This window comes from Burkholderia sp. Ax-1720 (assembly GCF_011753035.1).
GTDB lineage: Bacteria > Pseudomonadota > Gammaproteobacteria > Burkholderiales > Burkholderiaceae > Burkholderia > Burkholderia gladioli.
Map to the genome: position 1 here is coordinate 1 of NZ_VWWK01000235.1, position 8,997 is coordinate 8,997.

The 8,997-nt window shown below is 69.5% G+C and carries 7 protein-coding genes; 1 reads left to right on the forward strand and 6 read right to left on the reverse strand.

What is annotated here, in order from left to right:
- Positions 1–85 precede the first annotated feature (85 nt).
- Positions 86–1,024, forward strand: a complete 939-nt coding sequence (locus F3J18_RS33600) for a patatin-like phospholipase family protein (RefSeq protein ID WP_166916418.1) — start codon at positions 86–88, stop codon at positions 1,022–1,024.
- A gap of 207 nt (positions 1,025–1,231) precedes the next feature.
- Here F3J18_RS33600 and F3J18_RS33605 read toward each other — a convergent pair whose 3' ends face one another.
- From F3J18_RS33605 to F3J18_RS33630, 6 genes are all read right to left on the reverse strand, one after another.
- Positions 1,232–1,921, reverse strand: coding sequence for a C40 family peptidase (locus F3J18_RS33605; RefSeq protein WP_013698554.1), 690 nt, complete (start codon positions 1,919–1,921; stop codon positions 1,232–1,234).
- 114 nt (positions 1,922–2,035) lie between these two features.
- On the reverse strand, positions 2,036–3,793 hold the full coding sequence (locus tag F3J18_RS33610) for a dipeptide ABC transporter ATP-binding protein (RefSeq protein WP_240156483.1): 1,758 nt from the start codon (positions 3,791–3,793) through the stop codon (positions 2,036–2,038).
- Entirely contained in the window at positions 3,790–4,887 is a 1,098-nt protein-coding gene (locus F3J18_RS33615) for an ABC transporter permease (protein ID WP_025099303.1), read from the reverse strand. The genes F3J18_RS33610 and F3J18_RS33615 overlap by 4 nt, the downstream gene beginning before the upstream one ends.
- Before the next feature lies 1 nt (position 4,888).
- Positions 4,889–5,929: an ABC transporter permease subunit gene (locus F3J18_RS33620; RefSeq protein ID WP_025099302.1), complete on the reverse strand. Its 1,041-nt coding sequence runs from the start codon at positions 5,927–5,929 to the stop codon at positions 4,889–4,891.
- A gap of 142 nt (positions 5,930–6,071) precedes the next feature.
- Complete coding sequence (locus F3J18_RS33625; RefSeq protein WP_025099301.1) at positions 6,072–7,964, reverse strand: extracellular solute-binding protein; 1,893 nt, start codon at positions 7,962–7,964, stop codon at positions 6,072–6,074.
- Positions 7,965–8,193: 229 nt separating this feature from the next.
- On the reverse strand, positions 8,194–8,547 hold the full coding sequence (locus F3J18_RS33630; protein ID WP_025099300.1) for a hypothetical protein: 354 nt from the start codon (positions 8,545–8,547) through the stop codon (positions 8,194–8,196).
- Positions 8,548–8,997: the final 450 nt, after the last annotated feature.

Sequence of the window (8,997 nt, forward strand, 5' to 3'; positions counted from 1 at the left end):
GCCCGCGCGCCCGCTCGGCACGCGCCGCCTCGCCCTTCGCCGCGCCCTCGCGCGCGGCCGCCCCCGTCTGCCGGAGAAAGCCCCGATGTCGTCGTCCCCCCGCCTGTCCCGTCGCCAGTTTTCCCTGGCCGCGATGTCCGCGTCGCTGGCCGCGTGCACCTCGTTCGGCGGCAAATCCGATGCCGGCAAGACGCCCCCGCCGCCGGTGGCGGCCACCCAGCCGCGCCGGCCGCTGAAGGTCGGCATCGCGCTGGGCGGCGGTGCCGCGCGCGGCTTCGCGCATATCGGCGTGCTCAAGGCGCTGGAGGCGCGCAGCATCCCGATCGACCTGGTGGCCGGCACCAGCGCGGGTTCGGTGGTCGGCTCGCTGTACGCCTCGGGGCTGAACGCCTTCGACCTCAACAAGCTGGCGCTCACCATGGACGAGGCCTCGATCAGCGACTGGGCCCTGCCCTGGCGCTCGCGCGGCCTGCTGATGGGCGTGGCGCTGCAGAACTACATCAACAAGACGCTCAACAACCGGCCGATCGAGAAGATGACGCGCCCGCTGGGCATCGTCGCCACCGACCTGCAGAGCGGCCAGCCGATCCTGTTCCAGCGCGGCAACACGGGCCTGGCGGTGCGCGCCTCGAGCAGCGTGCCCTCGGTGTTCGAGCCGGTGCGCATCGGCAGCCGCGAGTACGTCGACGGCGGCCTGGTGAGCCCGGTGCCGGCCTCGTTCGCGCGCAGGATGGGCGCCGACTTCGTGATCGCCGTCGACATCTCGGCGCGCCCCGAGGGCGCCGCCACCGGCAACCCGATCGAGCTGCTGCTGCAGACCTTCACGATCATGGGCCAGACCATCAAGGCCTACGAGCTCGACAAGTACGCCGACGTGGTGATCCGCCCGAACCTGGCGGCGATGAGCGCGAGCGACTTCACGCAGCGCAACGCGGCGATCCTGGCCGGCGAGGAAGCGGCCGCGAAGATCATGCCGGAGCTGCAGAGCAAGCTGGCGGCCGCGCAGGCACGCGCGAGCGCCTGAGGGCGCCTGCCGAGCCGCCCGGGGCAGCCCGGGGCCGCCTCGGACCTCGCCTGGCACCGCCAGCGCCCTCCAGGGCGCCTCGCGGCCCGGCACGCGACGCTCACCCCGCCCGGCCCGCCGCCATCCCCTTTCCGAAGCCCCAAAGCAAAAACCCCGGCTCCTTGCGGAAGCCGGGGTCGGCCATGCTTGCCTGCCGCGGTGCGGCGATCAGTTGCCCGGCGTGAAATCCGCCGCGTTGCCGCCGATCGTCGCGCTCACGCGCTGGCGCAGGTCGTCGGGCTTGGTCGGGAATTCCGACTCGAGCCGGCGCGCGCCGGTGAAGCGCTTTTCCCAGTAGCTGCTGTCGAGATCGTCGACGCGGATCGTGCTGCCCGTCGAGGGCGAGTGCACGAACTTGTTGTCGCCGATATAGATGCCCACGTGCGAGAAGGTGCGGCGCATGGTGTTGAAGAACACCAGGTCGCCCGGCTTGAGCTCGCTCATGCGGACCTTCTCGCCGACGCGGCTCATTTCCTCGGCGCGGCGCGGCAGCGACATGCCGAGCGTGTCCTGGAACACGTAGCGCACAAAGCCGCTGCAATCGAGCCCCGAATCGGGGGAATTGCCGCCCCAGCGGTAGCGCACGCCGATCATGTTCAGCGCGCCGACCACCACGTCGCCGGCCTTGCCGGCCATGCCGGAGAGGAACGACTTGGCGCCGCCCGTGCTGGCTGCCGGGGCGCTGGCTTGCGGATTCTGGGTGGAGGAATTCGACCCGGACTGGGTCGAGAATGCGACATTCTGATTAAAACTGCCGGCTTCGTCGGCGAACGCGCCGGGAGCCGCAGCAATCAGGACGCCGACAAACAGCCCGGCGACGGCGCGCGTACATACCTGGGTGAGGGAGCGGTGCTGCATCGGTCGGTAATTTTGTGCTTAAAAATCAGGTGATTGCCGGAAATTTCGGTCGATACTAGCCAGACGGTATTTGTTTGTCAAAATGAATTGAAAAATTCAATCAATATCTGCACATCATTGGGGCAGCCCTGGCTGGCCGACCGCGGCCAGGAGTTTGCGCGTGTACGGATGTGACGGTTCCGTGAAAATTTTTCCGACTTCCCCGCTCTCGACGATTTCCCCGCCCTGCATCACCGCCACCCGATGCGCCATCGCGCCGATCACTTCCAGGTCGTGGCTGATGAACACGTAGCCGAGGTTGTACTTGCGCTGCAGGTTGGCGAGCAGCTTCAGCACCTGCTGCTGGATCGACACGTCGAGCGCGCTGGTGGGCTCGTCGAGCACCAGGATGCTGGGCTCCAGCACCAGCGCGCGGGCGATCGCGATGCGCTGGCGCTGGCCGCCCGAGAACTCGTGCGGGTAGCGATGCAGCACCGTGCGATCGAGCCCGACCTCGCGCAGCACCGCCGTCACGCGCTCGCGCAGCGCCTCGGCGGACAGCTCGGGCCGGTGCAGGGCCAGCCCCTCGCCGACGATGCGCTCGATGGTATGGCGCGGCGAGAGCGAGCCGAACGGATCCTGGAACACCACCTGCATGCGCGCGCGCAGGCGCCGCGCGTCGGCGCCGCGCCAGCTCGCCAGCGGGCGGCCGTCGAATTCGATCTGGCCGGCCTCGATGCGCTGCAGGCCGAGCAGGGCCATCGCCAGGGTCGACTTGCCCGAGCCCGATTCGCCCACCACCCCGAGCGTCTCGCCCTGCCGCACCGACACGCTGACCTGTTTCACCGCCGTGAAGCGTCCGCTGCGGAACCATCCCGCCAGGCCCGGCAATTTCTGCCGAAAGCCGACCGTCACCTCGCGCGCGTCGAGCATCACCGGCGCGATCGGCAGCACCGGCGCGGCGGTGCGCTGCGGCCGGCTGTTCAGCAGCCTGCGCGTGTAGGGATGCTCGGGCTCGGCGAAGATCCGCTCCACCTCGCCGCTCTCCACCAGCCTGCCCTTCTCCATCACCGCCACGCGCTGCGCGAAGCGGCGCACCAGGTTCAGGTCGTGCGTGATCAGCAGGATCGACATGCCGCGCGTGAGCTCGGCGTCGCGCTGCAGGTCCAGCAGCAGCTCGACGATCTGGGCGCGGATCGTCACGTCGAGCGCGGTGGTCGGCTCGTCGGCCAGCAACAGGCGCGGCCGGCAGGCCAGCGCCATCGCGATCATGGCGCGCTGGCGCTGGCCGCCGGAAAGCTGGTGCGGATAGCTGTCGACGCGCCGCTCGGGCTCGGCGATGCCGGTGCGCCCCAGCAGCGCGATGGCACGCGCGCGCGCCTCGCGCCTGGAAACCCCATCGTGCAGCACGACGGTCTCGACGATCTGGTCGCCCACCGTGTAGAGCGGATTGAGCGCCGTCATCGGCTCCTGGAAGATCATCGCGATCTGCGCGCCGCGCAGGCCGCGCATGGCGCGCTCGCTGGCCGCGCCGAGCTCGCGCCCGTCGAAGCGGATGCGCCCGCCCTGCTCTGCGTCGCGCAACAGGCGCAGGATCGCCAGCGCGGTCACGCTCTTGCCCGAGCCCGACTCGCCGACCAGGGCCACACGCTCGCCGCGGCCGATCGTCAGCGAGACGTCGTCGACGGCCAGCGTGTCGCCGAAGCTCACGCGCAGGTGCTCGATCGACAGCAGCGGCTCGCCCGGCGCCGCCGCGCCGCCGGCCCGATCGGTCGCACCCGCGCCCTGCCCCGGGGCTCGCGGGGCGCTCCCCGGGCCTGTCAGGCCCGCTCGCTCCGGTCGATCCGCCTGTGCCTGCGGCACCGGGCGCTTCGCTCCCAGCGCCGGCTTCATCGCGCACCTCCCGCCGCGCGCGAGGTATCGGCCACGCGTGAATCGAGCGCGTTGCGCAGCGCATCGCCCATGAAGGTCAGCAGCAGCAGCGTGAACACCAGCACGATGAAGGTCGCCAGCGAGATCCACCAGGCGTCGAGATTGGCCTTGCCCTGCGAGAGCAGCTCGCCCAGGCTCGGCGTGGGCGGCGGCACGCCCAGGCCGAGGAAGTCGAGGCTGGTCAGCGCCAGGATCGAGCCGCTCATGCGAAACGGCAGGAAGGTGATGACGGGCGTGAGGCTGTTGGGCAGCACGTGGCGCCAGATGATCTGCCAGTTCGACAGGCCCATCGCGCGCGCGGCGCGCACGTAGTCCTGGGTGCGGTTGCGCAGGAACTCGGCGCGCACGTAGTCGGCCAGGCCGATCCAGCCGAACAGCGAGAGCAGCACGATCAGCAGCAGGAAGCTGGGCTCGAAGATCGAGGCGAAGATGATCAGCAGGTAGAGCTCGGGCATCGAGCTCCAGATCTCGATCAGGCGCTGCCCGACGATGTCGATGCGCCCGCCGTAGAAGCCCTGCACCGCGCCGGCCAGGATCCCCAGCACGGTGCCGATCAGGGTCAGCACCAGCGCGAACTCGACCGATACGCAGAAGCCGTAGACCAGCCGCGCGAGCAGGTCGCGCCCTTGCGCGTCGGTGCCCAGCCAGTTGTCGCGCGAGGGCGGCGCCGGGTTCGGCAGCGCCGAGAAGTAGTTCAGCGTCGTGTAGGAGTAGCGGTTCGGCGGATAGATCGCGAAGTTGCCCGGCGCGTCGATCCGCTTGCGCACGTAAGGGTCGAGGTAGTCGGCCGGGGTCGGGAAATCGCCGCCGAAGGTGGTTTCGGCATAGTCCTTGGCGATCGGGAAGTACCAGTGGCCGTCGTAGCGCACCACCAGCGGCTTGTCGTTGGACCACAGCGGCGCGGCCAGGCTGATCGCGAAGGCGACCAGGAACACCACCAGGCTCCAGTAGCCCAGGCGCTGGCGGCGAAAGCGCTGCCAGACGCGGCGCGCGGGAGACGGCGAGACGCGCGCGCGGGCGGCGTCGACGCGGGAGGAAACGGCGGTTCGGCTCAACTCAGCGCTCCAGTTGGTCGAATTGGATCCGGGGATCGACCCAGACGTAGCAGAGATCGGAAACCAGCTTGGTGACCAGGCCGATCAGCGTGAACAGGTAGAGCGTGCCGAGCACCACCGGGTAGTCGCGGCGGATCACCGACTCGTAGGACAGCAGGCCCAGGCCGTCGAGCGAGAACAGCGTCTCGATCAGCAGGCTGCCCGAGAAGAAGGCGCCGATGAAGGCGGCCGGGAAGCCCACGATCAGCGGCAGCAGCGCGTTGCGGAACACGTGCTTCCAGAGCACGCGCCGCTCCGACAGGCCCTTGGCGCGCGCGGTCAGCACGTACTGCTTGCGGATCTCGTCGAGGAAGGCGTTCTTGGTGAGCATGGTGATCACCGCGAAGCTGCCCACCACCGAGGCCGTGATCGGCAGCACCAGGTGCCAGAGGTAGTCGGTGATCTTGGCGGCCAGGCTCAGCTGGGCGAAGTTGTCCGAGCTCAGGCCGCGCAGCGGGAACAACTGCCAGAACGAGCCGCCGCCGAACAGCACCAGCAGCAGCACGCCGAGCACGAAGCCCGGGATCGCGTAGCCGACCAGCACCGCCAGGCTCGAGGCCACGTCGAAGGGCGTGCCGTTGTAGACCGCCTTGGCGATGCCCAGCGGCACCGAGATCAGGTAGGTCAGCAGGAAGGTCCAGATGCCGATGCTGATCGACACCGGCAGCTTCGAGACCACCAGCGACCAGACGCTCTGGTGATGGAAGTAGCTCTGGCCCAGGTCGAAATGCGCGAAGCGCTCCAGCATCAGGCCGTAGCGCTCGATGGGCGGCTTGTCGAAGCCGTACAGCGCCTTGAGCTGGGCGAGCTGCTGCGGGTCCACGCCCGAGTAGGCGCGCATGCCGAACGGCACATGGCCCTGCTCGGCACCCTTGCGCAGTTCCTGCATCGCCTGTTCGACCGGGCCGCCCGGCACGAACTGGATCACCGCGAAGGTGATGGTCAGCACGCCGAGCAGGGTCGGGATCATCAGCAGCAGACGTTTGAGGATGTAGCTCCACATAGGCGGGATCGACCAGGCGGTGCGCGCGGCGCGGTTAGGGGAACGACGGGGACGGCGGAAACGACGGGCGCGACGGCCGCGCGGGCCGTGCGCGAAGGGTGGCGCGATGGCGAGGCGAGCCGGCCGGATGCATGCCCACGGCTCAGTGCCCCGCCGCCGAGGCGGCATTCGCGGCATTCGCGGCGGGTTTCTCCCACCACATCGACACCACCCAGTCCTCCGCCGAATAGTACAGCGGCAGCGTCGCGGGATAGGCCAGCCGTCGCTGGTAGGCGACCCGGTGCATGGTGCTGTACCACTGCGGCACGGCATAGTAGCCGTGCATCAGCACGCGGTCGAGCGCATGGGTGGCGTCGAGCAGTTGCTCGCGCGTCTGCGCCTGCACCAGGGTCTTCAGGATCGTGTCGACGGCCGGCGATTTCAGGCCGATCAGGTTGTCCGAGCCGGTCTGGTCGGCGTAGCGGCTGGCGTAGCGCAGCACCTGCTCGCTGCCCGGCACCTGCACGCCCGGGTAGCGGATCGTGGTCATGTCGTAGTCGAAGGCGTCGAGGCGCTTCTGCAGCAGGGCGAAGTCGGCGGTGCGAAAGCGCGCCTCGATGCCGAGCTTGGCGAGATTGCGCTGGTAGACGGCCGCCACCGGCTCCATCGAGCCGCCCGAATCGTCGAGGATCTCGAAGCGGAACGGCTCGCCGCGCGCGTTGCGCAGCGCGCCGTCGCGATAGGTCCAGCCGGCCTGGGCCAGCAGCGCGCGCGCCTGGAGCAGGTTGGCGCGCAGCGAACCCGGCGGATTGGTCGAGGGCTGCTCGGGCATCGGCCCGAACACGGCCGGATCCAGTTGCTTGCGCAACGGTTCCAGGATCGCCAGCTCGCCCTCGCCCGGCGTGCCGGTGGCCTGCAGCTCGGTATCGGCGAAATAGCTGTTCAGGCGCGTGTAGCCGCCGTAGAACAACTGGCGGTTCAGCCATTCGAAGTCGAAGGCCAGGTCCAGCGCCTCGCGCACGCGCACGTCCTGGAACAGTGGCCGGCGCAGGTTCATCATGAAACCCTGCATGCCCGCGCCGTTGTGCTGGCGGAACTCGTGCTTGACCAGCTCGCCGCTGTCGAAGCGCTTGCCGACGTCGCGCCGCACCCAGTTGCGCGCGATGTACTCGACCAGCACGTCGTATTCGCCGGCCTTGAAGGCCTCCAGGCGCGCCACCCCGTCGCCGTAGAGCTTGTAGACGACATGCGCGAAATTGTTGGTGCCCACCCGCACCGGCAGGTCGGCGCCCCAGTAATGCGGATCGCGCCGGTAGGTGATGTTGCGGCCGGTGTCGTAGCGCTCGATCAGGTAGGGGCCGCTGCCGATCGGCGGCTCGAAGGCCAGTTGGTCGAAGGCCACGTGGCTGCCGTCGGGCCGGGCGCCCCACTTGCGCGAGAACACGGGAATCGCGCCGGCGGTGAGGGGCAGTTCGCGGTCCGCGCGCGCGAACTCGAAGCGGATGGTGGCCGCGTCGACCACCACCGCGCGCTTGATCTCGGCGAAATAGGCCGCGTACTGCGGCGCGGCCTGCGGGCTCTTGAGCGTGTCGAACGAATACTTCACGTCGTCCGCCGTGACCGGGTCGCCGTTCGAGAAGCGCGCGCGGGCATTGAGATGGAAGGTGGCCGAGAGCCGGTCCGGGGCGATCGCCACGTCGTCGGCCAGCAGGCCATAGACGCTGGCCGGCTCGTCGGCGCTGCCCGTCATCAGGCTCTCGAACAGCAGGCCGATGCCGGGCGCGGGATTGCCGCGCAGCGTGAAGGGATTGAACTTGTCGAAGGTGGTGAGCCGGTTCGGGTTGGCCAGCACCAGGGTGCCGCCCTTGGGCGCGTCCGGGTTCACGTAGTCGAAATGCTTGAAGCCGGGCGGGTACTTCGGTTCGCCGTATTGCGCGATCGCATAGACGGCATGGGCGGGGGGCGCGGCCGCCACGGCGAACACGGCCAGCAAGGCGGCGATGGCGGCACGCGGGGCGCGGCTGAGCGCGGCGGCCCGGAACGACGGAATCGGCATGAAGGCGGAATCGCTCGTGGTTCGTTGGCGGTGTCGCGCATTCTACCGAGTCCGCTCCGCTCGGTGGGGCATTCGCCGTGCCGGGCCGGCGCGCCCTGCCCCTTGCGTCGTCGAGCGCGCAAAAGAAAACCGCCCTCGCGAGGGCGGTTTGTCATCAGAGGGCGGCTCGGCGGCTCGGCGAACCTCTATATAGGAGGCGCCTTGCACCGGGCCGCGGCCCGGCGATGGTTCAATGATGCCAGCCCGGGCCACCGTGGCCGCCGTGCCAGCCGGGGCCGCCGCCATGCCAGCCCGGGCCGCCGCGCCAGCCGCCGCCGTGATGGCGATTCCACTCGTCGCGGCCCCAGTAGCGGCGGCCGTCCCAGTAGCGGTCGCCGTGCCAGCCGATCACGATCGCGGGTGCCGGCGCATAGACGGGTGCCGGTTGATAGTAGGCGGGCGGCGGCGGCGCATAGACGGGTGCCGGTGCGACATAGGCCGGAGCGCCGAGGTTGATGCCGACACTGACGCCCGCCATTGCCGCGCCCGACACGAACAGCGCGGCCAGACCGGTCACGAGCGAAGCAACACGCAAGCTTTTCATGGAGTCCCCTTCCGGTGGTTTCATTGAGTGATTCGACTATAACGACTCGGGCCCCGCCCGCATATTTCCACTTTGTAAGAACTGATGCGCGGCATCGCGTGACATGCGCATCCCTAACGTCTTGTTACATTTCGCCGGACTCGGCCCCGGCCGGGGCGGCGAATGCGCGAGGATGCGGGTCGATGGAGGATCGCGGGAGGTGTCGAGCGCCATAGACGGCGCGCGTATTGTAGCGGCGAGCGTGCGAACGCGCGCCGGGGGCGCCGGCGCGAAGCCGGCGCGATGGGCATTCAATGTGGCCCGGCGCGCGACTCAGCGCAACTCAGCGCGACTCAGCGCGACCAGGCGCCGTCGAGCAGCGCGTCGATCTCCTCGCGCGTCGGCGCGGTGGCCGGCCCGAAGCGCGTGACCGCCAGCGCGGCCGCCGCATTCGCGCGCCGCGCCGCGACC

Excerpts from the sequence above, each read along its gene's own strand:
- F3J18_RS33600 (WP_166916418.1), top strand. The coding sequence starts at position 86 with ATGTCGTCGTCCCCCCGCCTGTCCCGTCGCCAGTTTTCCCTGGCCGCG.
- F3J18_RS33605 (WP_013698554.1), bottom strand. The coding sequence starts at position 1,921 with ATGCAGCACCGCTCCCTCACCCAGGTATGTACGCGCGCCGTCGCCGGG.
- F3J18_RS33610 (WP_240156483.1), bottom strand. The coding sequence starts at position 3,793 with ATGAAGCCGGCGCTGGGAGCGAAGCGCCCGGTGCCGCAGGCACAGGCG.
- F3J18_RS33620 (WP_025099302.1), bottom strand. The coding sequence starts at position 5,929 with ATGTGGAGCTACATCCTCAAACGTCTGCTGCTGATGATCCCGACCCTG.
- F3J18_RS33625 (WP_025099301.1), bottom strand. The coding sequence starts at position 7,964 with ATGCCGATTCCGTCGTTCCGGGCCGCCGCGCTCAGCCGCGCCCCGCGT.
- F3J18_RS33630 (WP_025099300.1), bottom strand. The coding sequence starts at position 8,547 with ATGAAAAGCTTGCGTGTTGCTTCGCTCGTGACCGGTCTGGCCGCGCTG.